A 24,075-nucleotide genomic window follows, 5' to 3' on the forward strand; every position below is an offset into this window, starting at 1 on the left:
AAATTATAAATAATGGTAAAGAATAATATTGAGATTATTGAATAATAAGGTACATTTTCCATTGTGATGGATATGTAATAATTATTAGCAATCAATGTGGCTTATCTATTTTTTCAGTGTTGTTCATGAAAGATAATCAATCACCAAATTCAAAAGATATGGAAACAATCATCCTCAATCAACCTATGGGTTTTAGCACCAAATTTCGTGGGATAATGGATTTGTACGGCGATCAAAAAACCGTGACAGATTATCTAAACAATCATCAAGGGTGGTTTGTCCGTTGTGCATCACCCATGAAAGTAGAGCCTTTTTGTGATAATGGTTACACTCTGACGGTGGGGCGTTATGGGGCTTTTGGTTATGAGGTTGAGCCTCAGATGAGTGTTATTTTAGAGCCTCCCATGGCCGGACACTATACCATGTATTCTGTTACTAATCCTGAGTTGAGTAGCGATGGTTATGAGGTTGATTATTACTCGGTGATGGACATAGAAACTATTTTCCCGAAAGATATTGATATATATCAAAAGTCTAGTGACTTTGACTCCCTCCCCAATGAGATTACTCGCATTAATTGGCAGTTGGATTTACGGGTTAGGGTTAATTTTCCTAAATTTATTTATAAAGTTCCTACAAGTATAATACAAAGTACGGGCGATCGCCTTTTAGGACAGATAGTCAAACAAGTATCACCCAGACTAAGTTTTAAAGTACAAAAAGACTTCCACAGTTGTTTCGATTTACCAATACCTCCTAAAAAATCCCGTACTTGCGAGATAGTCAAACAAAAAAACCAAAATCAATACGCCGCCTAAGACTGAGTGGCACCAGAAGTTAAAAACACCTCCCCATTAGTCAAACGCTTAGCCACATCTAATAATTCATCCTCAATGTAGGGCTTAGTGAAATAAGCCCTAGCCCCTAAATCAGCCGCAATACTACGGTGTTTTTCAGCGCCCCTAGATGTCACCATCGCCACAGGTAATTTAGATAAAACATCATCCTGCTGCATTCTCGCCAACAACTCCAAGCCATTCATACGGGGCATTTCGATGTCACAAAGAACTATTTCACAAGGTAAACCCCCCGAGAGTTTTTCCCAAGCATCCTGTCCATCCCTTGCCACCTCAACCTCATAACCTGCCTTCTTGAAGGACAAAGACAACATCTCCCTCACTACCACAGAATCATCCACAATCAACACCATAGGAGCAGAATTTGTTTTTCTTTTCGATGCCCCAAAAGTAGATTTGTCATCCTCTGGCTGAATATCCGTCATCCTTGCCGTAGAAACCCTTGTGCTACCCTCCAATAAAACTTCCCCATTCATCATTCTTTGGGCAGAATCAATCAACTCTTTATCTACACAAGGCTTAATCAAATATGCACAAGCTCCTAACTCTGCTGCAATTTTCTGATGTTTTTGTGAACCACGGGAAGATAAAATTGCCATGGGAATATGGGATAAATCCTCATCCTCTTGTAAATGCTGTAACAACTCCAAACCATTCATACGGGGCATTTCAATGTCACAGAAAATTAAATTACAGGGCAACCCAGAGCGCAATTTCTGCCACGCCTCTTGTCCATCCCTCGCTTGTTCAACTCGATAACCCTCTTTCGAGAAAGTAATAGATAACATCTCCCTCACGGTAATAGAATCATCCACAATTAGCACCAAAGGAGAGATATTCACCTGAGATTCAGACATTGCTTGTCTTTCTGCCATGGTGGCACTGGGGAACATTTGAGACTTAACTTGATTACTCAAACTACCCTCAGCAATCTTAATTAACTCAATAACATCTGCCACAGGCATAATGGTGCCATCACTGCGCACCGTAGCCCCAGCAATGCCCTTGGGTTTGGGTAAAGGTCCAGAAATTTGTTTAATTACAATTTCCTCCTCTGGTAAGATTTGGTCAACTTCCACCGCCAAAATATCATTACCACCCCGAAGAATAATAACTGAAACGCTATTTTCATCGCTATTCACCGAGTTATACATAAAACTACGGCTCATCTGACGGTTATATTGTAAAAGCTGATTGAGAGAGCGCAGAGGAATTCTCGTATTATTCCAATTAATGTAAGAATTACCATGTCTGTCTTGATCTATATCCTGACGGGGTAATGTCTGGGTGTCTTCAATACCGTCAATGGGGAAAGCAATGCGAACATTGTTGTTAAGACAACAAAGAGCTTTACCGATGGTAAGAGTAAGGGGTAAGCGCATAGTAAAAGTAGTACCCCTACCAGGAATAGAATCAATACTTACAGAGCCACGAATTTCATTTAACTTATTACGAACAATATCTAAACCAACTCCCCTTCCTGCATGGCTATCCGCTTTTTCCTTGGTAGTAAATCCTGCATTAAAAAGAAAATCGTAGATTTCTTGATCTTTAAGATTATTAGCCTCCTCTGGGGTGATGAGATTTTTTTGGATAGCTTTTTGTTTCACTTTATGGGCATCAATACCGCCCCCATCATCAGACACAGAAATAACCGTTTGTGGCCCTTGTAAAAAGGCTCTTACGGTAATGGTACCCATGGCATCTTTGCCGTTAGCCACTCTTTCTTCTGGTTGCTCAATACCGTGAGTTACGGAGTTTTTAGCGATTTGTAATAGGGGATCCCATAAATGTTCGAGAATCATCTTGTCAATTAATACTTCTCTACCCTCTACCTTTAACTGCACCTGTTTATCATAACCTTGGGCAATTTTACGAATGGGCAGGGGAAGGCGATCGGCATTTTGAGCAAAAGGCACCATGCGGGATTTATTAATTTGCTCTTGAAGTTGATCGGTAATATCTCGTATGTTTTTCCCTAGTTGATCTGTTTCATCCACCAAAAATTGAATGTCAGAGGTTGATTCCCGAATCCTAACCACTAGCTCGATCATTTCTTGGGCTAAAAGGTGAAACTCACTAAAACGATCTAATTCGAGGTCATCTAGTTCTATTTCAGGCATAAAGGAATTACCATTTCCCTTAGAGCCATTGTTAGGAGAAGGAGTATTATTGAAGGTGTTGTTCTGCTGATTTTGATTATTTCGGGCAATATTTCCTCGCTCTAATTGTTCTCTAACAGTGGATTGATTGCGCTTACGACTACTAATTAAAGAACCTTGTAAAAGGCTTTTTTCGTACATATCTTGAGTTCTATCTCCCACTTCGCTCAAGTCTTGGGCATGGGAAAGGAGATTTTCTAAAAACTGTCGTAGTTTTTCCTGGTCTTCTTCTAAGCGATTACGACGAATTACCATCTCCCCAATGAGGTTATTAAGATTATCCAGTTGTTTGACAGGTACTCTCATACTCTGTTCAAAGGTTGGTTGTTTCTGGGCAGTGGGGGCGGGAGTAGAGGTTTTTTTCCATTTTTGAGCCGAGGAGGGTTTTTCTGCTTCGGCAAGGAGGCGATCTAGATCACTTAATTCTTGTTCCAGGTCATTTTCAGGGGAAGATAAATCTAATCCTTCATTAATGACATTTTCTAGTTGTTGCCAGTTAACTTGTGGTGTGGATCTGTGACCTCTATTAATGGTTTTTTCTAATTCTTCAAAGGTTTCGTAATAGTGATGATTTACCGTCGGGAATCCGATGTCTAGGGTTGATAGTTCTTCGGTAAGGAGGAGATTTTCTTGGGTGATGGTTTGTTCTAGCTCTTCAAATTGATCGTAGATGATCAATGTATGGTTAGTAATAATGGTATCAGGACTAAGTTCTTCGGGGGTTGAGGATTTTTCGGAGCTAAATTGGGCTATTTCATCCCGTGCATTTTCAATAATAACTGTGCTGCGAGGATTTGAGGCTTCATGGTGGATGGTTAGACTGTCTGAGCCAAAGTCGATCGCACTTTTGACTTCAAATAAATCTTCGAGACTATCGGAAATATCCTCTTCTGATGATTCTGCGCCAGGACTTTCTTCTTCTAAAAAGTCCCAATCATCTTCAATGACTTCTGATTCTGAGTCTTCTAATAATTCTATATCGTCAAAAAGTTCTTCAATAGGATCTTCATCCTCTTCACCGATATTGGTTGATAGGGAAGCAAAAAAATCATTCTCGCTGGTGGCACGTTCATCTACGATGCCTGTATTCGTACTACCGAGAAAATTATTAATAGTTTCTTCATCATCGGTATCAATAAAAACATCATCATCTTCATAGTTAATGTCGTTATCTTCAAGAATAGAAGATATTTCGTCTTGGTCTAATGATAGGTCGTCTTCTTGGTTGGTTTCTTCACTGCCTGTATTGGTGAAAAGTGTTTCTCGCCAAAGATCTCTTTCTAGGGTATTTTTTATGTCTTGTGGTGTTACTACGGGGGGGATAATTTCTTCTTCTGTATCAAGACTGGTGGCGGCGTAGATAGTCTCTACGTCCATAAATCGGGTACGGGCTGAGGGGGCTAGGGCAAGAAGTTGATCGCTGACAGTGATGGCATTGACATCCCCTTGGAGTAGTTGTTCTGATGCCTGTTTGATTTCTTTGATAATTAATTTGGTGGTGCTATGGTAATCGTGGTGTGGCTTGGCGATCGCCCCTTGGGCGGTTTCCATAATAGCTACCCAGCCAAAAAGATTTTGTTTTTTACCTTCTAGGGAAAGAGCTTCACAATGTTTTTGGATGCCATGTCTATGATCAGGCGAATCCCCCTGTTTCAATAACTTCAACATTGCTCCTAAACGAAACAAGGTTTGTTTGTATAATTCTTGAGCTTGACTAGAGGAACTCATAATAACATCCTGACCAATTTATTACAAAGAAAACCTAACGAAAAATGGGACGCAGAAAAGACAACGAAAATAATCCCATAACACCCTTTTAGTATAGCCTAACAAATTGCCCCTGAAAAATTTAAATAGGAACAAAATCTTCTCGGAAAAGTTAATCTTTGAGAGAAAGACTTCGTCTCAAATATCATGGAATGGGTAGTTATTTTTATTTAAAAAACCAATTTGTCTCCTACCATCCCAGTGGGGGCAACCTTAAAAGAGGCAAATGTGACCAAAAATCATATTATTCTAGGGTACTTCACAAACCGCAGCACCGTGCGATCGCACCGATTTCCTCCATTACAGGGGTTAAAAACATCAGAAACAATTGACAATGGACAATGGACAATGGACAATTAAATGGATTTTCGGTGCAAAAAATTAACTCTTAGAAAAAATAACTATTTATAATGACTAATCAATATTCTATAACTCTATTACCTGGTGACGGTATTGGCCCTGAAATTATGGATGTTACCGTAAAGGTATTGGAAGCCATAGGAAAGCAATGTGATATTAATTTTAGTTTTGAAACTGCTTTAATTGGTGGGGCGGCCATTGATGCGACGGGAGTACCCTTACCCCCTGAAACCGTGGAAACTTGTCGTAAAAGTGATTCTGTTCTATTGGCAGCCATTGGGGGTTATAAGTGGGATAATCTTGCCCGTGAGTTGCGGCCTGAGACAGGCTTGTTGGGTATTCGATCGGCTTTAGGATTATTTGCCAATTTACGCCCTGCCACTATCCTTCCTCAATTAATTGATGCTTCTAGCCTAAAAAAAGAAGTGGTGGAAGGGGTTGATATTATGGTGGTTAGGGAGTTGACAGGGGGCATTTATTTTGGTCAACCCAAGGGCATCTTTACCTCAGAAACTGGGGAACAAAGGGGCGTAAATACCATGGCTTATACGGTATCGGAAATTGATCGCATTGCCAAGGTTGCTTTTGAAACTGCCCAAAAACGCCAAAAAAGGCTCTGCTCGGTGGATAAGGCTAATGTGTTGGATGTATCTCAATTATGGCGCGATCGCCTCATAAAAATGTCTGCGGATTATCCTGATGTGGAATTAACCCATATGTACGTGGATAATGCCGCCATGCAGTTGGTGCGCAACCCTAAACAGTTTGATACCATCGTCACGGGCAATCTGTTTGGTGATATTCTTTCCGATGCCGCTGCCATGCTGACAGGTAGTATTGGTATGTTACCCTCTGCTAGTTTAGGGGCAAATCGCCCAGGATTATTTGAACCCGTCCACGGCTCAGCCCCTGACATTGCAGGGCAGGATAAAGCGAATCCTCTGGCACAGGTACTAAGTGCGGCGATGATGTTGCGTTATGGTTTGAATGAACCCGAGGCGGCCACCAAGATTGAGGACGCTGTATTAAAGGTATTAGATTTAGGCTACCGCACTGGGGATATTATGTCTGAGGGTGCAAAAGCTGTGGGTTGTCAGGAAATGGGCAAGGTTTTATTACAAGTTTTGGAAGATAGTTAATTTTAACGTCCAACCCCTCTGCCTTCGGCATCTCCCCTCAAGAAGGGGAGGAAGGGGATTTTTTTTCGACATTAATCAGTTACTATTACCATTCCCTATTCCCCTCGATGATAGTAAAATATGATATGCACCGCACTCCTATAAGCATCAGTGAATTTACCTCAGTTTAACGATATTTGGCAAGAAACTACCAATTGGCAACCAAGTCCTGATCAGCAATTACTATTTGACGAGTTATATAATAAAATTATTGAGACTAATAAGTATCTTAATTTGACTCGTATTACTACCCCAGAAGAGTTTTGGGAAAAAAATCTTTGGGATTCTTTAGCTCCTTTAATGGGTTACGATTTAAATAACAAAAAAATAATTGATATTGGTACAGGAGGCGGTTTTCCCGGTATTCCTGGGGCGATCGCCTTTAACCGTGGTCAATTTACTTTGATGGATTCCACCACAAAAAAAATTAATTTTATTGCTCAATTAGCCCAAGATTTAAACATAACAAATATTACGACTTTAGTAGATAGAGCGGAAACTATAGGACAAGAGAAAGCCTATAGAAAACAGTTTGATTTTGCTTTAATCAGAGCCGTTGCGGAAACGTCAGTATGTTTAGAATATACTTTACCTTTATTAAAAAAGAATGGTACGGCAATTTTATATCGAGGTAATTGGACTCAAGAGGAAGAAGAAAAAAGTAAAAAAATAGCACATTTATTAGGAGGAAATATAGAAAAAATTGTTAATCAAAATACTCCTCTTAATAATAATATTCGTCATTGCATTTATGTTAAAAAAATAGGTAATACTCCGAAACAATATCCTCGAGAAGTAGGTAAACCAGTTAAACAACCTTTATAAAAAGATATGATACTAAATCCGATTTGTAAGGTTTACTATTATCCACCGTGTAACAAAAGATAATAATTTTTTATCTTTTATAGGCAAAAAAAAGCCCCTCTCCCATAGGAGAAGGGTTGAATGAGGGTTAAAATTAATTACCCTAAAGCATTGGCACCAGATACCACCTCAAGAATTTGTTGAGTAATGGAAGCCTGACGAGCTTTGTTGTAAGAAAGAGTCAAAGATTTCATCAAATCACTAGCGTTTTGACTAGCGTTATTCATTGCTGTCATCCGAGCGGCCAATTCACTGGCTGCGGATTCTTGTAATGCTTTGAGCAACTGATTATTGATGTATAAAGGTAAAAGAGAGTCTAAAATTTGAACAGGATCTTGTTCAAAAATCATATCCTGAGGAAAGTCAACTTTAGGAGAACTAACCGCTTCCCTTTCTACTTGAAATGAACCATCACGGACAATGAGACGGAAAATTTCATCATCCTGAACTTCTAACCCCTGAGGAGTAAGAGGTAATAGGGTTTGAATAACGGGTTTAGAACTGATTAAGGAAACAAACTTAGTATAAATCAATTCTACCCTATCAACGGTATCCGAGAAGAATAGAGAAAGTAATTCATCGGCAATTTTGCCTGATTCCTCAGCAGTAGGAATCTGCTCTAAACCAGTATATTTGGCAGAAATAGGTTCATTACGACGTTGGAAGTATTGAATTGCTTTTCTACCAACGATCACAAAGGTATATTTTAAACCTTGTTCTTTTAGTTCCGCTGCTCTTTGTTCAGCTTTTTTGATGATACTAGAATTATAGCTTCCGCATAGACCCCGATCGCCCGTAATCACTAACAAAGCAACGGTGTTAACATCTCTTTGTTTGAGTAAAGGTAAATCAGTTTCTTCCATGCGTAAACGGCTTTGTAAACCGTATAAAACTTGAGCGAGGGCATCAGCAAAAGGACGAGTGGCAGTTACCTGCTCTTGGGCCCGTCTTACCTTAGCCGCCGCTACTAGACGCATTGCTTCAGTAATTTTTTTAGTATTTTTTACCGAGTCGATGCGATCGCGAATCGCTTTTAAGTTGGACATGGTGTTAATTGATAATGGATAATGGATAATTGATAATTAAAAATTACCAATAAACAATCGACAAAAAATGTACTGCTCAGGGTGCAGTAGGGTGGGCAATGCCCACCGCCATTATTTCAATTAAGCAGAGAAAGCCTGTTTTGCTTCGGTGATAGCTTCTTTTAAGAGAGCTTCGGCTTCATCGGTTAATTTTTTCTCAGAGTTGATAATTTCGACGAATTTTGGCTTGCTATTTTTGATGTACTGTCTGAGGCTGACAACAAATTCGGTCACTTTATCTACAGCTACATCATCTAACAAACCATTAATACCGCTATAAACCTGAGCAACTTGTTCCCATACTGCTAAAGGAGAGTTTTCAGACTGTTTTAGTAACTGACGTAAACGTTGACCTTTGGCAAGTTGAGCTTGGGTAGCTGCATCTAAGTCAGAAGCAAACTGAGAGAATGCTTCTAGTTCAGCAAACTGAGCTAGTTCTAATTTTAATTTACCAGCAACCTGTTTCATGGCTTTGGTTTGAGCCGCAGAACCTACACGGGATACGGAGATACCTGCGTTAATGGCAGGGCGGAAACCAGCGTTAAACAAGTCGGAGGATAAGAAGATTTGACCGTCAGTAATGGAAATTACGTTGGTAGGAATATAAGCGGATACGTCCCCTGCTTGGGTTTCGATGATGGGTAAAGCAGTCATGCTTCCGCCACCTAGTTCATCGTTTAACTTAGCAGCTCTTTCTAATAAACGAGAGTGGAGATAGAATACGTCTCCGGGGTACGCTTCCCGTCCGGGGGGACGACGTAGTAACAAGGACATTTGACGGTAAGCCTGAGCTTGTTTGGTCAAGTCATCGTAGATGATAAGGGTAGCTTTACCTTTATACATGAAGTATTCGGCGATCGCAGCTCCCGTGTAGGGTGCGAGATACTGTAAGGTGGCAGGATCGTTGGCATTAGCTGCTACCACTACGGTATAGTCTAAAGCACCTTTTTTCTTGAGGGTATCTACCACGTTAGCAACGGTAGAAGCCTTTTGACCTACAGCTACATACACGCAGATTACGTCTTCTTCTTTTTGGTTAATGATGGTATCAACGGCGATCGCAGTTTTACCAGTTTGACGGTCACCAATGATAAGTTCACGCTGTCCACGACCTACAGGAATCATCGCATCAATAGCGGTAATCCCAGTTTGCATAGGCTCACATACAGACTTACGATCCACAATCCCGGGGGCTGCAGACTCAATCAAGCGAGTTTCGGTGGTTTCAAGATCGCCTTTACCATCAATAGGACGAGCCAAAGCATCTAAAACCCTACCGACTAAAGCATCACCCACGGGAATTTGAGCAATTTTACCAGTAGCTTTTACATTACTACCTTCTTGGATGTCTAAACCATCACCCATCAATACCACCCCAACGTTATCCTGTTCAAGGTTAAGGGCGATACCCACGGTACCATCTTCAAACTCTACCAACTCACCCGCCATGACTTTATCCAAGCCATATACACGAGCAATACCATCCCCTACCTGTAAAACAGTACCAACATTGGAAACTTGAACCTGTTCATCATAGGATTCAATCTGTTGGCGAATAATATTAGCAATTTCGTCTGGTCTAATGTTGATCATATCTTTTTCTTAGAGCTACTTATATGTAACAAATCAATTGTCAGTTATTAATTTTATTTTGATTATGGCTAGGGCATACTAGAAATATGCTCATAACAATTCTTACCACCAAGATAACTTAGTTAGAACCAAGCATCCCTAATGTGATACGGCGTAATTGTCCTCGTAAACTAGCATCATAAACCTGAGAGCCAACTTTGATAATTACACCACCGATAATGTCAGGATCAATCTTTGTTTCCAACTCCACGGCATTAGCACCAGTGAGAGCCTTAACTTTGACTTCCAACTTTTCTGCTTCACCGTCATACAATCTCACAGCGGAAGTGATTTCAGCGAGGACAGTATTGTTCAGTTTGCGTAGAATTTCTAAATATTTGGCTAGAACACCTTCAATGAAGCTAATTCTACCTTTGTCAACTAACAATAATAAAAAATTGAGCAAGAAAGGATTTATCTGCTCACCAGCGATATTTTTAATAACAGATTTTTTTTGCTCTGCCTTAATCATGGGACTAGCAAAGAGGGCTTTTAATTCTGCAGACTCTTTGAGCAATGTTGCTAAAGAGCGTACATCTTCACCGATTTCCTCGGTAACCTTTTTTTCTTTGGCTAGGGACATCAAGGCCTCGGCATAAGGTTCTACTACTTCAGCGGTAATAGCACTTTGCATTTTTAACCTCCTAATTGCTCAACGGCACGACTAATGATTTTTCCTTGAACTTCATCAGTCAGGGTATTTTTTAACTGCTGCTCTGCTTTCTCAAGGGCGAGTACAGCAATGGTTCTTTTTAATTCATTCACTACTTTAGCTCTTTCGGAGTCTAGCTCTTGTACTGCTGTAGCTTTCATTCTTTCTATATCTTTTTGTCCTTGAGCCAAAATTTCTTCTCTAACTTTAGCAGCGGTGCCTTGAGCATCAGAGATAATTTTTTTCGCTCTTTCTTGAGCTTCGTTTAAGTTTTTCTGTCCTTCGGCTAGAGCTTTGGCGGCATCAGCAGCTTTTTGTTCTGCTTCTTGAATTTCTTGGGCAATTTTATTACGTCTTTGTTCGAGTAAATTGCCGACAAATTTACCACCATATACTACTAATAAACCAATTACGATAATTAAGTTAATTAGGTTAGAGCCTAGAATGTCTGAACTTAAACCAAATCCGCCCTCTGTTGATTCAGTGGCTAGATAGAATAAAGTAAACATAATTATTTTTTGTTTAAACTAGGCGTGTTTATTTTATGTTTTTTTGAGGGGGAGAGAATGAGACAAATCTCTTCTCCATGCCCTGATTATGGAGCTACTTAAGCAAATTCTGGTCCTAAAACCTTATCCAAGATTTGTTGGGTGAGGGCTTGAACTTCTTGCTCTAAAGCTGTCATGGCTTCTTTTCTTTCCACTTCAATTTGCTCTGATGCCTTCTGACGCTCGGCAATGACTTCTTGCTGAGTTTGTTGGCTTTGTTCAGAGACTATCTTTTGAGCTTCAGTTTGAGCCTCCGCAATAATTTCTTGGGATTGTTTACGGACTTCCTTTAATTCTTGTTCATATTGTTGAACAAGGGCCAAGGATTTTTGTTTTTGCTCTTTGGCACTGTTTAATTGACCTTGAACATATCCTGCTCTTTCGTCAATTGCTTTTCCTAAAGGTTTATAAAATAGGGCATTTAATATTGTTGCTAAGAGTAAAAACTGGACTGCCATGAGGGGCAGGGTAGCGTCAATATCAAATAAACCCCCTTCTGCGGTTTCCGCCGCAAATAAAATCCATTGTGTCATCATCATTTGACTTTGGGGCAGAATTTACTGGTTCTTTTCCTCAATATGCAATTATCCTTAAAAGTATTACTGCAATTGATATTTTTTGGTTCTTAGGTGTTTAGGCATTCGCTCACACTGAGAGATACCTAAAACCTAAAACCTATTTTTTCCTTTACTTTATTTTTTTAATTTAGAGTAATCTAAATTACTTAAGCGAAAGGATTAGCGAATAATAATACTAATGCTACAACTAGACCGTAGATGGTTAGTGCTTCCATGAATGCTAAACTTAGAAGTAAAGTTCCACGGATTTTGCCTTCTGCTTCAGGCTGACGAGCAATACCTTCTACGGCTTGTCCTGCGGCGTTACCTTGACCTAATCCAGGTCCAATAGCTGCTAAACCTACGGCTAAGGCTGCTGCGATTACTGATGCTGCTTCTACGCTCATAATTTTTCCTTTTTTTCTTTAATTAAATTAGTACAACAAGAATTTTTAGTTTTTCGTGTGGGGAATGGATTTTATAAATCTGTTCCCTATGTTAGTTAATCACACAATGGCAATTTATTTAAGCCCAAAATGTATTTAACTATATTTTGGTTTTTTATGCTAGTGAGTTGGAGGTTTATTTTCCTAAACTCTTAGTCATGTTCTTCGCCATGAACTTCGAGGGCTTCTCCGATGTAGGAACCTGCGAGGGTGGCAAAGATAAGGGCTTGGATAGCGCTGGTAAACAGCCCCAATACCATCAAGGGTAAGGGTACAATGAGGGGTACGAGTAGGACTAATACACCTACTGCCAATTCATCCGCTAGGATGTTCCCGAAAAGACGGAAACTGAGGGATAAAGGACGGGTGAAGTCTTCGATCGCCCTAAAGGGTACCATGATGGGGGAGGGTTGGGCATAGTCAGCGAAATAACCTAAACCTTTTTTGCTAATCCCCGCATAGAAGTATGCAAGGGAGGTTAGAAGGGCAAAGGCGACGGTGGTGTTGATGTCCACGGTGGGCGCTGACAATTCCCCTTCGGGTATTTCGATTAATTTCCAAGGAATCAAGGCACCAGACCAGTTGGATACGAAAATGAATAAAAATAGAGTACCGATGAAGGGAACCCATGGACGATATTCTTTTTCGCCAATTTGATCTTTGGTGAGATTGCGTAAAAAATCGAGGACGTATTCCATAAAGTTTTGGAATCCGCTCGGTATTCGTTGAACGTTTCTGGTAGCGGCGATGGAGGCGATTAGTAGAACACCGATGACGAACCAAGATACCATAAATACTTGTCCGTGGACTTTGTATTTACCGATTTCCCAGTAAAAGTGTTCTCCTACTTCGATGGCCGCTAGTAGCTGATTATTTAGATTGATTATATTTGTAAGTTCCATTAAGCAAGATTTTCCCTGATTGTAGGAATCTCAGACAATTTACCATAAAATTAACCCTTTACTCTGATTTATTTTTGCCACTGAGTAAACTACTGGGCAAAACGGTAAGCAGAATAGAGGCTTTATAAGTCATGAAACCTAAAAAAATAGGTATCACTTCTAGTTGTTGCCTTTGGGTGGCGATGATCATTAGTCCAGCGAAGAGTGCTAGACGGGTTGAGCCGATGCTTCGTTTGCCGTTGCCTACCTTTTCTACTTCTCTGGCTAACAGGTTGATATAGACTAAGCCCACACAAGTTCCCAATAAGTAGTTTAGTCCTGTACTCAGGGAGTAGAACACCCACACGAGGGCGAAGCAGGATAAGCCGATAATGAGAGTAGCGATGAGAATATTATATTTTAGTCGATAATATTCGGCCATGTAGTCGTCTTTTTTTTCTTCTTCTGGTGGTGTTTCTCTTTGGCTGATAAGAGTTTCCAGATTTTCTGTGTTAGCGGAAGTTTCTGAGGTAGTCACTAGGGGCGATCGCATTTGCTTGTGTGTACCGTAGTTATAGCTGTTTTACAACTTACTAAAACCAATGCTAATTCTATCATGGAAAGTAAAGCAATAAACAATTAACAATGCACCATAGACAGTTCAATTTTTATTAATTTATTCTATGTCCTCACTATTTTCCACCTTTTCACCCATCCACCACTGAAACCCAATCCAAAAAGCGATTCCATGCCCACCAAATATCATCATCTTCGTTGAGTTTTTGCCCTTTTTTTGAATTTATGTAGCCCACATGACCTCCATACTGGGTCAACATCAAGTCTAAATAGCGATTATTCCTAACCTCCTGTTGTAAATCAGGGATGATGGTGGGGCAAAACATTGGATCATCTTCCGCATACATGATGAGGGTAGGTTTACTTATTTTTGAGAGGATGCGAAAAGGGCTACTGGCATAGTAATAATCCGCAACGGTTTTATAACCAAGGGTGGGAATGACCAAATATTCATCCACGGTGCGAATGCTATGGATAGAGGACAAAATTTCTAAATCTATCTCCTGGGGATGATATTGATGGAGATTGATGATTAATTCTTTGAGATTTTCAGTGATGGCTTTGTCCAAATATTTTTTGATAGGGTGATTCTCCAGGAAATTTAAAGACTTTTGGGCATCGAGACTAGGACAAATTACCCCACAACCGCCAATGTCTTCCTCGGTTAAACCTGAATCTTTGATTGTCTTGGATAGGGATGAGCCATAAAATATCGCCCATAGTGCCAGTTGCCCTCCCAGAGAATATCCTGTAAACCAAAATTTACCAGGGAAGTTTTCTTTTTTGGCTTGAGCAGCGATGGTTAAAAAGTCTGAGCCTTCAAAGATGCCGTCGGAAGGACGGGCGGGGGATAGGGGTAAACTCTTGCCATGCGCCCTCCAGTCAAAGAGAATGAGGGCATACCCTTGATGATAGGCTTTTCGGGCAAAGACTTCTAAATACCATTGGTTTTCTAGGTTTCCTGTAATGCCATAGGTGGCGATGATTGTGCCTTTAGCTTTGGGAGGGATTGTTGTTAGGGCATAAAGGGGTGTTTTATCGATGCCGTAGTATATGTTTTCTTGGTATGGTACAGGGGCTAGATTTATATTTTGTTGCCATTTTTGGTTCATTATTTTGGCAATATAAAGGGTTTGAATTAGTCCATTTTTTAGATATAAAGGTGGTCGATAGTCATGATTTTTTTTACTCATTTATAACTATGAAGATATTATTTATTTTGTATATTGAAATACTTTTGAAATTTTGTTTGTTAATAATAAAACGTTATTAATAATTTTTGATCGTCTCTGTAGCTATTTATTCTTGATTATATCTATTATAGACTTTTCACTATTTACCTATCTTTGCAAAGTTTTACGGGTTTGGTTGTTGCTTGGCTATCTTCATTTGATTTTTATTAAATCAATTTATCAAAGATTATTTGTAAGGGCGATCGCTCTTAGACAGAAAATAAACCCAAGAAGAAAAAATAGGGTAGGATAAAATAGTATCTTTCTATCTCTTCGATAATTCCTAAATACTATGATAGATCCTCAAGCACCTCCCGAATTATACTTAAGAGAAAATACGCAAAAAAATCAAATATTGTCAGATTACCAAAAATTAATTCTTGATAATATTATTGATGGAGTAGTTTTATTTAAAGACCACCGCTACATATACGTCAATCCAGCATATGCAGAAACTTCAGGCTATGCAGAAAATGAGCTACTAGGAAAAAAGTGGCAAGACTTTTACTCCCCCGAAGAAGCAAAAAACATAGAAATAGTAGTCAATTCCCTTTCCACAGAGAATAGATATTGGCGAGGGGAACAACTTTCCTATCACAAAAATGGAAATGAAATTTGGAAACAAGTTTCTCTCTCACTCATCGAAGACGGAATTTTAATCGGAATTTGTCGAGATATTAGCGAAAACAAAAAAAATCAAACTATGCTCAAAGCCCAAGAATCGGCCATGAGAGCTTTATATACGGTGACAGCTTCATCCCATCTAACCTTTGAAGAAAAATTGGAAGGCATTTTCAACCTTGGCAGAAAATTCTTTAACCTTGAAATGGGCGTATTAACCCAAGGAGAAAAGAAATCTACTAAAATTGTCAAATTTCAGGGGGAAAAAAGAAACGGTGACATAGTGCAATTGCCCCCATATATGAGTCAAGAACAATCATTATGCTTTATCTGCTTACAACATCAAGAGCCTTTAGTAATAGAATCATTAGCTAATTCTTCTTATAAAAATCATCCAGGGCATACCTTTTGGAATATACAAAGCTACATTGGTTCGAGAATAGAAGTATGTGGTAAAACCTATGGCACCCTATGTTTTTTCTCCTTTGATGAACAATCAAACCATAGGATAACGGAAAATTCTCAACAAATATTAAAACTGATGGCCCAATGGATAGGTTATGAAATTGAGCGCCAAGAGTCTCAGAGACTATTAGAAGAAAAATTTCAACAGGAAGTTTTATTAAAAACCATTGTACAGTCCATTCGTCAAACCATTGACTATGAGGAATTATTTCAACGAGCGGCTAAAACTATCGGGGAGGCTCTTAAACTAGATCGTTGTCACCTGTTCACCTACGACCATAGTAAAAATCCTCCCATTACTCCCCTAGGAGAATATCTTAGTGAGGGAATTTCATCCATGGCTGATGCCAACATCACCCCTGAAAATGTTCGTAATATTCACCTAGAAAAGATATTAGAAAAAGATAAAGCCGTTGTCACCAATGATGTTTTTAACGATCCACTCCTAGACGATATGCGATATTTATGTATCGAAGTTAGTCTCAAATCCATGATGGCAGTGCGTACATCTTATTTAGGACAAGCCAATGGTATTATTTGTTTACACACCTGTAAGGATTACAGATATTGGAGTAAGTCAGAAATAGAATTAATTGAAAACGTTGCCTCTCAGTTCGGTATTGCGATCGCACAGGCGAAACTATTACAACAAGAAAAAGAACAAAAAGAGCAACTAGAACTAAAAAACAAAGCCCTAGAAGAAGCCCGAAAAGAAGCAGAAACCGCCAACCGAGCAAAAAGTGCTTTCCTTGCCACCATGAGCCATGAAATTCGTACTCCCATGAATGGCATTATGGGCATGGCAGATTTATTGACATACACTCCCCTCAATCCAGTACAAAAAGATTATGTGAATACCATCAATAAAAGTGGTAGTTTGCTACTAACAATTATTAATGATATTTTAGATTTAGCTAAAATAGAAGCGGATAAAATTGAACTAGAAAATAACCCCTTTAATCTTCATCAATGCATTGAAGAAGTATTAAAATTAATGAGGGGTAATGCACTTAATAAACAAATTAAACTTAGTTACCCAAAAAATGATTTGATGCCTTCCCATTTTATGGGAGATTCTAATAGAATAAAACAAATAATTCTCAACCTAGTTAGTAATGGTATTAAATTTACCCCCGAAGGAGAAGTCCAAGTAACCACAGAAGCACGTCTTTGTCCTGATGGTTTCCATGTCATTCAAATTGCCATCAAAGACACAGGCATCGGCATCGCCGAAGAACACTGTGAGATGCTTTTCAAGCCCTTTTCCCAAGTAGATGGCACTAATACCCGTAAATATGGTGGCACAGGATTGGGATTAGTCATTAGTCAAAAATTAGCCCATTTAATGGGAGGTAAAATCACCTTTAAAACAGAATTAAACCAAGGCTCTATATTTTATCTTACGATCAAACTCCTAGCCTTATCTTCTGAAGAAATCAGCACATCAAACCTGCTTAATCAAGATAAAAATGAAGAAAAACAAACTATTAAAATATCTTCCCTACCTATCAAAATTTTATTAGTAGAAGATACTCCTGTTAACTATAAAGTAGCCCGTTTAATGTTTCAAAAATTAGGCTATTTAGGAGATAAATTAAACATCGTCTATGATGGTTTACAAGCCCTAGAAGCGGTGAGAGAAAATCCATACGACATAGTCTTCATGGACTTACAAATGCCCAATCTGGACGGCTTAAATGCCACTACGAAAATAAGGGCGTTGGGGAATCAAATCAAACAACCATGGATAGTTGCCATGACAGCTTCCGCCCTAGCAGAAGATCGAGAAAAATGTTTTAATGTAGGGATGAATGATTTTGTAAGTAAGCCCATTCGCTCTGGTGATGTGCAACAGGCACTACAAAGATTTGCTAATAGTTTAATATTGTAAAAATCCCTATGAACATTATTATTTTATCCATGATTGCTGCTCTTATAATTCCCATGTATCAATCATGGCGTGATGAAAATGTGTGGCAAAAAATGTTGGCAGTGGCTAGTATTTCCACTAAAACTGCTCTACTGATTCTCGTAATTGCTGTTTTTCGGGATGATTGGATGATGGGGGTTGTGGGTGTCATCATTTTAACCGTAGGTAATGCTGGTTTGATGTTACTTGCCCATTTACTCAAAAGAATGGGAGAAATTTAACCATCTTTTTTTCCAATGGCTAGTATATTCCAAATCTGATGATAGTTGTTCTTTTTCCCTACGTTCAATAATATCGATCGCATTATCTGTTAAGCTAGGATCTCGATAAGGAATAGAAGCACGGGTTTGGAGATGCTCTAATTCTTTTAAAGACAAAGGTTGTAATGGTATATTATTTTTTGTGGCAAGGGTGCCGGGCGCTCGTTTTCCCATGGCATAATTTCTGCCGATGTTTAAACCCACAGAAATCATAGCTTTTCTAACTGCCGCTGAGCAAGAATAAGTGGCTAAAATACCATCATTTTCTAAACATTGAGCTACTAATTCAAAAAATTGTACTGTCCACAATTGAGGACATTTGGGCGGTGAAAAGGGATCAAAAAAAATGGCATCAGCTTTGAAGTTACTTCGTAATAATGTTATTATAGTTTGCCTTGCATCACCTATTAATAGTTCTATATTTAAGTTGTCTTTCTTTAATTTCTGTGTATTAGCAATTATGTTTAAATCTTTTGTGATATTTGGAGAGTAAAAGGATAAAAGATTATTTTTAATAGCTTGTTGAGGGACATTTATGTCTATTTCTAAGGCAATAATTTCAAGAGAACAATCATATATATTTTGTCCATAAACTTCTAATAATGAAGCAGTGTTATAACCTAAGCCATAGCAAAGATCGATCACTTTTAGATGATTTTTTGTGGTTAGTTTTTCCTTAATGTTACACCCTTTAATATAGGTTATTTCTGATTCTTGTTTAGCTCCATATTTACTATGAAATGTTTCGTTAAATTGTTTAGAATAAAAGGTATGTGAACCGTCTTCAGTTAATCTTTTTTCTAAGTCTTCCATAAATAATTAAGGTATGACACAAATTAGTTTAAGTAGGTTGGCGAAATTAATTATAGCTCTTATTTTCTTAGACTCTTATGAACAAGGGGTTTAAACCCCTTGCCTAAATCGATTTAATTATGCCTACTTACTTAGTAGGAGAGTTATTAGGTGTTTTCTATTTAAATTCAATTTTCATAATAGATAAATCATCAGCAAAATAATCACTATTATTATGTGATTTTGCGTGACTTAAAATGTCGTCTAAATCTGACTTTTGTTCTAAAATAGTGATAAAATCATCAATACCCCACATTTGTTGATCTGGCCCTACAATTTCGTAAATACCATCGCTAAAAATATATAGAGTGGATGGAGATTCTATTTCATAACTACTATTATCATAGTTTACGTTGGGAAACATACCAATGGGAAGTCCGGGGGTTTTTAATTTCAATATTTTTGACTGATGGGAGTTGTCTCGGTAAACGTATATACCAGGGGGATGCCCTGCACTAGAAAAGGTTAATTTATTAGTATAAAGGTTATATATCCCATACCAAATAGTTAAATATTTATCATTTTTATTGGTCATTTGAAAGAAGTTATTCAGACTGAATAAAACTTGATTAGGTTCTTTATAATTAACTTTTCCTAGATTACCATAACGCAATAAATTAAAGGTAGAAATAGAGGGTAGGGCAGCACCTAAACCATGACCAGAAACATCTAATAAATAAAAAACTAAATTTTCTTCATCTAAAAAGAAATAGTCAAAAATATCGCCCCCCAGTTGACGGGAGGGAATAAAACGAAAATCAATGTCTATTTTTTCATGGTGCAAACACTCGGGTAACACTACGCTTACGTAGTCGGCTGCTTCTGATAATTCTGTTTCTAATTGGTGTTTTTGCTTTTCTAAAAGTTTTTTTTGTTTTTCTAAAAGTTGCTTTTGCTTCTGTAAGTCTTGGCTGAGTTGATGTAGTCTTAATCCTGCTCTTACTCTGGCTTTCAACTCTTGTAAGTCGATGGGTTTACAGATAAAGTCATCGGCGCCTGCATCCAATCCTTGTACTCTATCGTCCACGGATATTTTAGAGGTGATGAGTATAAAAAAGGTGGTGGCAAGGGCTGGATTTTGTTTTACTTGCCGACAAACATCTAAACCTCCCATGCGAGGCATTAGCCAATCGGATATGATGAGGGCGGGTTTAATTTTTTCAGCTAATTCTAAGCCTGTTATTCCATCGGAGGCGATGCTGACTTCATAACCGCTTTTTTTTAAAGTTCGGGTGAGGAGAATTTGAATTGTTCGATCATCGTCTATGATGAGAATGTGAGCCATTGTGGGATGTTTTACATAATTTTTGTGTAATCTTGATCTTTAGTGACTGAGTCTAAAAACCAAATTTTCTGGTAGATAATCAATAGGATAACCAATTGTTAATTATTAAGAGTAGCGTATATGCTTGTTGATGGATTATGGTTAATCTTGGTTGATCTAAACATTTTTTTATGAGAAAGTACAAGTTATATTTTTTGTTTGCAGGTATCTTTTTTCTATCTGCTGGTATTATTATTAGTTTTTTGTCAGAAACCGCTTCTGTGCTGGGGTTTGTTTTGGCATTGGTAGGGGGTTTGGCATTGGGAGGAGTTTTAATATTTTCTCTCTACCAAAATCAAGGTTTTTGGGGAATGCGCTCGACGGAGGCTGGTACTAATGCTTTGATTTCTACGGGGGCTGTTATATTAATTTTAGCGGTAATTAACTATCTTGGAATTAATTATTCTTGGAGGGTTGATTTGACTGAAAATCAACTTTTTACTTTGTCTCCTCAGTCTCGAGAGTTGGTGAGTAATTTGGATGAGCCTTTGAAGGTATATGTTTTTGATAGTCCTGCTAATCCTAACGATCGCACTTTATTGGAAGATTATCAACGTAATAATAGTTTATTTGAGTATGAATTTGTTAATCCACAGGTAAGATTTAGTTTAGCCCAAGAATTTGGGGTACAAAGACAGGGGGATGTCTATATTGAGAAGGGAGGGCAACGGCAGTTGGTACAGACGGTTTCCCCTAATAGTCGTCTAACGGAAATTGCTCTTACAAATGCGATCGCCATTATTCAACGCACAGAGCAACCCATGGTGTATATTTTACAGGGTCATGGAGAACCCACCCTAGAGGAGGGAGAAAATAGTTTTTCTCAGGCAGTGGCAAGTTTAACGGAAAAGGGTTATGGAGTGCAAGGTTTAAACCTTACCAGTACCCCCCTCGTGCCTCCTAATGCTGATGTGTTGATGGTGAGTAGTGGTACAAGGGAACTATTGGAAGGGGAAGTAAGGGCGATCGAAAGATTTGTCAACAATGGTGGTAGTCTATTAGTCATGTATGATGCCCAAAGCCCGTCAAGTTTAAATCGCTTATTTGCCCAATGGGGAGTAGTCCTCCATGATGGCTTAATCGTAGATGGCTCAGGCACTGGAGACGTATTTGGTTTAGGACCTTCCGTCACCTTCGTGGTAGATTATGGAAATCATCCCATTACCCGCAACTTTGACAACGGTATCAGCATTTTCCCCTTTGCCAGAGCAATTTTAACCACAGAAGAAGAAAATATTACCCCTACCCCCCTCCTACTCACCAACCCCCAAACATGGGCAGAAAATGATTTAACCCAAGATACCATTGAATTTAACCCAGAAGAGGACTTACCCGGCCCCTTAAATGTAGGTGTTGCCCTATTAAGGGAAAATCCTGAAGCCCCATCACAAGGTGACATCCAACCCCCCGATGAAACAATCATCGAAGAAAAAACTCCCGAAGAAGAAAATCCAACCCCCCCCGAAGATTTATCCCAAGGAGATTTACCCCAACCACCTACCATTAACGAGCCAAATCCTGTGCCGATTCAGGAAAATAACATCCCAGAATTACCTCCAGAAACAAGAATGGTAGTGATGGGAAACTCTACTTTTGCCACCAACGGCTGGTTTTCTCAACAGCTAAATAGTGATGTATGGTTTAACTCCATCGCTTGGCTATCTGGTGCTGATGACTCAGCCCTCTCCATTAGCCCTAAATTACCGAGTAATCGACGCTTAAATATCGAAAGTTTCCATGTTATTTTAACTAGTTGGTTAGCCCTGCTAATTATCCCGGGGCTAGGTTTTGCTACAGCCATCTTTATTTGGTGGAAAAGAAGCCGTTAAGACTAGGCAATGGTGCTGTTAGGCGATTTATTTGTGTCTAACAGCATTTTTAAATTTTCTTGAATTGCCTGTTGTAATTTATCACAGTAAATTTCTTTGCTTTGCTTATAATCTTGGGGAGTATCAAGAAAAATAATACTATCTACTTCACGCAGGGTAAACATTTGAAAGAGAATCTCACCAATGCTAATTTCTTGGGCAACTATTTCTAGTTTATCAATGTCACTGTCGGCAAATTGCACTGCATCCTCTACGGTAGGGAAAGCATAGACTACTTTTTTTTCTATATCCGGGTTATCCTGCTTACCCAACACTGTTAATACTAAATTATTTTCTAGGGTTTGTCTGAGATAGTATTTTTTATGGCTTAATTGTTGGGCATATACCTTTAAAACTGGTACAACGCCATATTGCATGATGGGGGCAGGTACACCATATTTTGGAGCTTGATTAATTAAATTGTCAAATTGCTGGTCTAAATTCATGATTTTGATTGGTTTTTCTTTCCCATTCTTATTATACTGACATCTTTTGATCAATCGGAGAAATACAATATCATTCTTCGAAAGCCATTAAAATCAGCACATTATCAAAAATCAAAGAGCATAATATTAATTATGCCAAAGCAAAATAAATAAACTGCGATATAATTTAAGCTAATTTAAAGATTATTGCAGAATAAGACTATTTTTGACTTGTTATTAAATAAAATTCCTAATTATCCCATTTTACCAAGAGTGGGTATTTTTATCCTCGCCTTGTCACTTCTCTGGTTTCCCTTTGCCGCCCCAGTCTATCTCACTCTACAAAACCAAGATGCAAATTTAACAACCATAATTACTATGGCAATGTTATTTATTGCTTTTTTAATATTAGTCAAAGTTTGGGGTAAATATGTATATAAAAATAATCATATCTTTCGCTCCTATGGCTTAGTAAACAGCCGTAGAAATTTTTTAAATTTAGTTGTTGGGTTTTCCATCAGTTTTGCCATCACATGGTCATTATTTGGCATACAAGCATTATTTGGCTGGGTTACTTTCAACCCTCCCACAACCAACATAGTGTATTTATTAATAGAGGGCTTTCTTAGTGCTCTTTTTATCAGTTTTGCCGAAGAATTATTTTTTCGAGGCTGGTTATTATCAGAATTAGAAAAAGATTTTTCTGCCCCTAGCACCACAGCCATAAATGGATTTATATTTGCCCTGCTACACTTCATCAAACCCTTAGACGAAGTAATCCGTACCATTATCACTTTTCCTGCATTATTTGTATTGGGTTTCTCCTTGGTGTGGGCAAAACGGAAACATAAAAACCTCTTGGGTATCTGTATTGGTTTCCATGGAGGATTTGTATGGGGTTATTATGTACTTAATGTGGGAGAAATGCTCACTTATACTGATGTTGTACCCCAATGGATTACTGGTATAAATCAAAATCCCATCGCTGGTTTAATGGGGTTAGGATTTTTAACTGTTTTTGCCTTGTTTAATATGCCAAAACAAAAGCGAGTGGAAAAACATAATGAATAGTTTAATGTTAATTAAATTAACCACAGCCATGATACTTGGGGCGCTTCTTGGCTTGGAAAGGGAGTTACGCCAAAAGCCAGGAGGAGTGAAAACTAATGGTTTAGTTTCTTTGGCTTCTTGTGCTTTTGTTTTAATTGTAGAGGAAGTTGACCCTACAGAAAAAGCAAGGGTAATTACAGGAATTATTCAAGGAGTAGGATTTATTGGTGGTGGTTTAATTCTGAAGGGGGGAAATAACGCTAAAGGATTAACTGGGGCTGCGGAAATATGGATTTCATCAGGGGTTGGTTTGGCTTGTGGAGTTGGTTTATGGCGTTTAGCTATCACAATATTGTTATTGTGTTTAATCTTGTTGAAAATTATGAAAATGTCTTTTCGTAAGTTAAATAATCATAACTAGAAGCTATTCAAAAAGTTATTTACTGAGAAAGGTATTGGTATTTGGAATCGAACAACAAATTA

At 38.5% G+C, this 24,075-nt stretch carries 22 protein-coding genes; 9 read left to right on the forward strand and 13 right to left on the reverse strand.

The features are described 5' to 3' along the window. Positions 1 to 158 precede the first annotated feature (158 nt). Positions 159 to 818 carry a DUF1997 domain-containing protein gene (locus A5482_RS04350; RefSeq protein WP_083260361.1) on the forward strand — a complete coding sequence of 220 codons (660 nt, stop codon included), beginning with the start codon at positions 159 to 161 and terminating at the stop codon, positions 816 to 818. Here the strand turns inward: A5482_RS04350 and A5482_RS04355 are convergent. After that, a complete protein-coding gene (locus A5482_RS04355; protein WP_446684835.1) occupies positions 815 to 3,697 on the reverse strand; it encodes a hybrid sensor histidine kinase/response regulator in 2,883 nt (960 codons plus the stop codon). The two genes, A5482_RS04350 and A5482_RS04355, sit on opposite strands and share 4 nt — an antisense overlap. A 1,272-nt stretch (positions 3,698 to 4,969) precedes the next feature. On the opposite strand from A5482_RS04355, the gene A5482_RS04360 reads away from it, so the two are divergent. From A5482_RS04360 to rsmG, 3 genes are all read left to right on the forward strand, one after another. Continuing rightward, complete coding sequence (locus A5482_RS04360; RefSeq protein ID WP_161486818.1) at positions 4,970 to 5,146, forward strand: hypothetical protein; 177 nt, start codon at positions 4,970 to 4,972, stop codon at positions 5,144 to 5,146. Between the two features lie 50 nt (positions 5,147 to 5,196). Further along, positions 5,197 to 6,285, forward strand: coding sequence for a 3-isopropylmalate dehydrogenase (gene leuB / locus A5482_RS04365; protein ID WP_069789568.1), 1,089 nt, complete (start codon positions 5,197 to 5,199; stop codon positions 6,283 to 6,285). Between the two features lie 150 nt (positions 6,286 to 6,435). Continuing rightward, positions 6,436 to 7,149 (forward strand): 16S rRNA (guanine(527)-N(7))-methyltransferase RsmG, encoded by a 714-nt coding sequence (rsmG, locus tag A5482_RS04370; protein WP_069789569.1) that lies wholly within the window; start codon positions 6,436 to 6,438, stop codon positions 7,147 to 7,149. Between the two features lie 137 nt (positions 7,150 to 7,286). On the opposite strand, the gene A5482_RS04375 is transcribed toward rsmG, so the two are convergent. The 9 genes from A5482_RS04375 to A5482_RS04415 all read right to left on the reverse strand — a co-directional run bounded on the left by A5482_RS04375 (position 7,287) and on the right by A5482_RS04415 (position 14,758). Continuing rightward, the gene (locus tag A5482_RS04375) at positions 7,287 to 8,234 is read right to left on the reverse strand and encodes a F0F1 ATP synthase subunit gamma (RefSeq protein ID WP_069789570.1); all 948 of its coding nucleotides are present in this window, start codon (positions 8,232 to 8,234) and stop codon (positions 7,287 to 7,289) included. A gap of 120 nt (positions 8,235 to 8,354) precedes the next feature. Then, on the reverse strand, positions 8,355 to 9,866 hold the full coding sequence (gene atpA, locus A5482_RS04380; protein ID WP_069789571.1) for a F0F1 ATP synthase subunit alpha: 1,512 nt from the start codon (positions 9,864 to 9,866) through the stop codon (positions 8,355 to 8,357). A 118-nt stretch (positions 9,867 to 9,984) separates the two neighbouring features. Then, positions 9,985 to 10,539, reverse strand: coding sequence for an ATP synthase F1 subunit delta (gene atpH / locus A5482_RS04385; RefSeq protein WP_069789572.1), 555 nt, complete (start codon positions 10,537 to 10,539; stop codon positions 9,985 to 9,987). 2 nt (positions 10,540 to 10,541) lie between these two features. Continuing rightward, the gene (locus A5482_RS04390; protein WP_069789573.1) at positions 10,542 to 11,066 is read right to left on the reverse strand and encodes a F0F1 ATP synthase subunit B; all 525 of its coding nucleotides are present in this window, start codon (positions 11,064 to 11,066) and stop codon (positions 10,542 to 10,544) included. A 98-nt stretch (positions 11,067 to 11,164) separates the two neighbouring features. Further along, positions 11,165 to 11,638 carry a F0F1 ATP synthase subunit B' gene (locus tag A5482_RS04395; RefSeq protein ID WP_069789590.1) on the reverse strand — a complete coding sequence of 158 codons (474 nt, stop codon included), beginning with the start codon at positions 11,636 to 11,638 and terminating at the stop codon, positions 11,165 to 11,167. Positions 11,639 to 11,829: 191 nt separating this feature from the next. Then, on the reverse strand, positions 11,830 to 12,069 hold the full coding sequence (gene atpE, locus A5482_RS04400; RefSeq protein ID WP_069789574.1) for an ATP synthase F0 subunit C: 240 nt from the start codon (positions 12,067 to 12,069) through the stop codon (positions 11,830 to 11,832). Positions 12,070 to 12,260: 191 nt separating this feature from the next. Then, positions 12,261 to 13,010 carry a F0F1 ATP synthase subunit A gene (gene atpB, locus A5482_RS04405; protein ID WP_069789575.1) on the reverse strand — a complete coding sequence of 250 codons (750 nt, stop codon included), beginning with the start codon at positions 13,008 to 13,010 and terminating at the stop codon, positions 12,261 to 12,263. A gap of 58 nt (positions 13,011 to 13,068) precedes the next feature. Then, the gene (locus tag A5482_RS04410) at positions 13,069 to 13,542 is read right to left on the reverse strand and encodes an ATP synthase subunit I (RefSeq protein WP_071891666.1); all 474 of its coding nucleotides are present in this window, start codon (positions 13,540 to 13,542) and stop codon (positions 13,069 to 13,071) included. 154 nt (positions 13,543 to 13,696) lie between these two features. Continuing rightward, complete coding sequence (locus A5482_RS04415; protein ID WP_069789576.1) at positions 13,697 to 14,758, reverse strand: YheT family hydrolase; 1,062 nt, start codon at positions 14,756 to 14,758, stop codon at positions 13,697 to 13,699. A gap of 331 nt (positions 14,759 to 15,089) precedes the next feature. Between A5482_RS04415 and A5482_RS04420 the strand changes: the two genes are divergently transcribed. After that, complete coding sequence (locus A5482_RS04420; RefSeq protein WP_069789577.1) at positions 15,090 to 17,774, forward strand: ATP-binding protein; 2,685 nt, start codon at positions 15,090 to 15,092, stop codon at positions 17,772 to 17,774. A gap of 8 nt (positions 17,775 to 17,782) precedes the next feature. Next, a complete protein-coding gene (locus A5482_RS04425; RefSeq protein WP_015221391.1) occupies positions 17,783 to 18,034 on the forward strand; it encodes a hypothetical protein in 252 nt (83 codons plus the stop codon). Here A5482_RS04425 and A5482_RS04430 read toward each other — a convergent pair. Together A5482_RS04430 and A5482_RS04435 are read right to left on the reverse strand one after the other, a co-directional pair. Continuing rightward, the gene (locus A5482_RS04430; protein ID WP_069789578.1) at positions 18,008 to 18,886 is read right to left on the reverse strand and encodes a tRNA (5-methylaminomethyl-2-thiouridine)(34)-methyltransferase MnmD; all 879 of its coding nucleotides are present in this window, start codon (positions 18,884 to 18,886) and stop codon (positions 18,008 to 18,010) included. The genes A5482_RS04425 and A5482_RS04430 overlap by 27 nt on opposite strands. Positions 18,887 to 19,043: 157 nt before the next feature. Then, positions 19,044 to 20,210, reverse strand: coding sequence for a PP2C family protein-serine/threonine phosphatase (locus tag A5482_RS04435; RefSeq protein ID WP_069789579.1), 1,167 nt, complete (start codon positions 20,208 to 20,210; stop codon positions 19,044 to 19,046). 170 nt (positions 20,211 to 20,380) lie between these two features. On the opposite strand from A5482_RS04435, the gene A5482_RS04440 reads away from it, so the two are divergent. Next, complete coding sequence (locus A5482_RS04440) at positions 20,381 to 22,078, forward strand: GldG family protein (RefSeq protein ID WP_069789580.1); 1,698 nt, start codon at positions 20,381 to 20,383, stop codon at positions 22,076 to 22,078. A gap of 2 nt (positions 22,079 to 22,080) precedes the next feature. Here the strand turns inward: A5482_RS04440 and A5482_RS04445 are convergent, their stop codons facing one another. After that, complete coding sequence (locus tag A5482_RS04445) at positions 22,081 to 22,563, reverse strand: hypothetical protein (protein ID WP_069789581.1); 483 nt, start codon at positions 22,561 to 22,563, stop codon at positions 22,081 to 22,083. A gap of 186 nt (positions 22,564 to 22,749) precedes the next feature. Between A5482_RS04445 and A5482_RS04450 the strand changes: the two genes are divergently transcribed. Further along, on the forward strand, positions 22,750 to 23,613 hold the full coding sequence (locus A5482_RS04450) for a CPBP family intramembrane glutamic endopeptidase (protein ID WP_242411880.1): 864 nt from the start codon (positions 22,750 to 22,752) through the stop codon (positions 23,611 to 23,613). Further along, positions 23,606 to 24,013: an MgtC/SapB family protein gene (locus A5482_RS04455; RefSeq protein ID WP_069789582.1), complete on the forward strand. Its 408-nt coding sequence runs from the start codon at positions 23,606 to 23,608 to the stop codon at positions 24,011 to 24,013. Before A5482_RS04450 ends, A5482_RS04455 begins: the two co-directional genes overlap by 8 nt. The last annotated feature ends 62 nt before the right edge of the window (positions 24,014 to 24,075 follow it).

This window comes from Cyanobacterium sp. IPPAS B-1200 (assembly GCF_001747005.2).
In the GTDB taxonomy this organism is placed as follows: Bacteria; Cyanobacteriota; Cyanobacteriia; order Cyanobacteriales; family Cyanobacteriaceae; genus Cyanobacterium.

Bases quoted from the DNA above. Each gene is read 5' to 3' on its own strand.
- A5482_RS04350 (WP_083260361.1), top strand. From the start codon at position 159: ATGGAAACAATCATCCTCAATCAACCTATGGGTTTTAGCACCAAATTT.
- leuB (WP_069789568.1), top strand. From the start codon at position 5,197: ATGACTAATCAATATTCTATAACTCTATTACCTGGTGACGGTATTGGC.
- A5482_RS04375 (WP_069789570.1), bottom strand. From the start codon at position 8,234: ATGTCCAACTTAAAAGCGATTCGCGATCGCATCGACTCGGTAAAAAAT.
- atpA (WP_069789571.1), bottom strand. From the start codon at position 9,866: ATGATCAACATTAGACCAGACGAAATTGCTAATATTATTCGCCAACAG.
- atpH (WP_069789572.1), bottom strand. From the start codon at position 10,539: ATGCAAAGTGCTATTACCGCTGAAGTAGTAGAACCTTATGCCGAGGCC.
- A5482_RS04390 (WP_069789573.1), bottom strand. From the start codon at position 11,066: ATGTTTACTTTATTCTATCTAGCCACTGAATCAACAGAGGGCGGATTT.
- A5482_RS04395 (WP_069789590.1), bottom strand. From the start codon at position 11,638: ATGACACAATGGATTTTATTTGCGGCGGAAACCGCAGAAGGGGGTTTA.
- atpE (WP_069789574.1), bottom strand. From the start codon at position 12,069: ATGAGCGTAGAAGCAGCATCAGTAATCGCAGCAGCCTTAGCCGTAGGT.
- atpB (WP_069789575.1), bottom strand. From the start codon at position 13,010: ATGGAACTTACAAATATAATCAATCTAAATAATCAGCTACTAGCGGCC.
- A5482_RS04410 (WP_071891666.1), bottom strand. From the start codon at position 13,542: ATGCGATCGCCCCTAGTGACTACCTCAGAAACTTCCGCTAACACAGAA.
- A5482_RS04415 (WP_069789576.1), bottom strand. From the start codon at position 14,758: ATGAGTAAAAAAAATCATGACTATCGACCACCTTTATATCTAAAAAAT.
- A5482_RS04420 (WP_069789577.1), top strand. From the start codon at position 15,090: ATGATAGATCCTCAAGCACCTCCCGAATTATACTTAAGAGAAAATACG.
- A5482_RS04425 (WP_015221391.1), top strand. From the start codon at position 17,783: ATGAACATTATTATTTTATCCATGATTGCTGCTCTTATAATTCCCATG.
- A5482_RS04430 (WP_069789578.1), bottom strand. From the start codon at position 18,886: ATGGAAGACTTAGAAAAAAGATTAACTGAAGACGGTTCACATACCTTT.
- A5482_RS04435 (WP_069789579.1), bottom strand. From the start codon at position 20,210: ATGGCTCACATTCTCATCATAGACGATGATCGAACAATTCAAATTCTC.
- A5482_RS04440 (WP_069789580.1), top strand. From the start codon at position 20,381: ATGAGAAAGTACAAGTTATATTTTTTGTTTGCAGGTATCTTTTTTCTA.
- A5482_RS04445 (WP_069789581.1), bottom strand. From the start codon at position 22,563: ATGAATTTAGACCAGCAATTTGACAATTTAATTAATCAAGCTCCAAAA.
- A5482_RS04455 (WP_069789582.1), top strand. From the start codon at position 23,606: ATGAATAGTTTAATGTTAATTAAATTAACCACAGCCATGATACTTGGG.